The organism is Vibrio sp. 2033, from assembly GCF_033339735.1.
Map to the genome: position 1 here is coordinate 1 of NZ_JAWOVC010000100.1, position 1,172 is coordinate 1,172.

Annotated in this window: 1 protein-coding gene; it reads right to left on the bottom strand. The window is 43.7% G+C overall.

Annotation, left to right across the window (positions count from 1 at the left end; translation table 11 throughout):
• Window positions 1-94 precede the first annotated feature (94 nt).
• Window positions 95-1,000 (bottom strand): phosphate/phosphite/phosphonate ABC transporter substrate-binding protein, encoded by a 906-nt coding sequence (locus tag R7P74_RS24865; protein WP_318123306.1) that lies wholly within the window; start codon window positions 998-1,000, stop codon window positions 95-97.
• Window positions 1,001-1,172 lie beyond the last annotated feature (172 nt).

Sequence of the window (1,172 nt, forward strand, 5' to 3'; positions counted from 1 at the left end):
TGCATGTAAAGTACAAGGTTGACCACAACCACCAAAACAACGACGGAGATGGTCGCGAAAATGTATTTGGTTTCTAGCGAAAGTTTGTTCAGCATCAGTTTGCCTTTGGTAGCAAGTTAACAGACTTTCGAACCGTGTCGAGAGACGTTGCCATATCTGGCGTGAGTGCTGATATGCGCTTGGTATTTTGGAATACATCCAAGGCATGCAAACCTTCTGGTGAGGCATCCATTTTCAATAAAATCGATGTAATTTCATTTTTGGTCGATTGGCTCAAAGTAGGCGACGCTAAAACCAAATCACGCGGGATCTCCCCCGAGTTATGGAAAATGGTCAGTTTTTCCTTCATGTTTTCTGGCAAATCTTTTGGGTTGTTCCAGTTGAAATTACTGAACGCCCCAGCGGCAACGCGCTGTTTATACACCCAAACGGATAGGTTGATTTCGTTGGATTGTTCTAAATGTTCATCCAAAAACAAATAGCCGATACGGCCTTTCGTTGGGTGATCATCTATAGAGCGAAGGTATTCTAATTTTTCGCCTTGGTTGAGCAATGTAATGGCAGGTAAGTAAAAGCTGCTGGTGGAGTTGCGACTCTCGAAAATGAGCGTTTTGCCGCGCAGATCGGCCAAGGAATGAATGCCACTGTCTTGATGGGTGAAAAATACAGAGTGGTATTTTTCGAGTCCTTTTTTCCACCTTACGGCGAGCACTTGGCTGTTAGATTCTCGTTCTAGGGTTACGGCGTTAAACGGTGTAGCTGTTGCAATTTGAACGCTGCCATTTTTGAGAGCAACTGCAAGTTGTCCATAGTTGTTGAAGACTTGTACCGACCCAGAGGTATAACCGAGGTGATTCAGCCTTCCGGACACATATTGAGCAAAGGGTGTCGCTTTTTTGATTTTACTTTTTGCTTTGTCGGAAACGATACCTACGGTAAATACGAGTTCATTGACGGGTTGAGCGCTAGCAAGAAAGGGGGAACTTAAAGAAGCAAGCAGTAAGAGTGTTCAGGCAGGTTTCATCCGGCGTCAACATCCTTGGGTATGTGTTCTTGAACGACAAGATTCATAATAAAAGCAAATTGCACTTCAACGAAGCGCACAATCATTCAGTAATTATTGAGTTAGAACTCAAAAAGTGACTCGGTCACGTATCTTTCAAATAGTACCG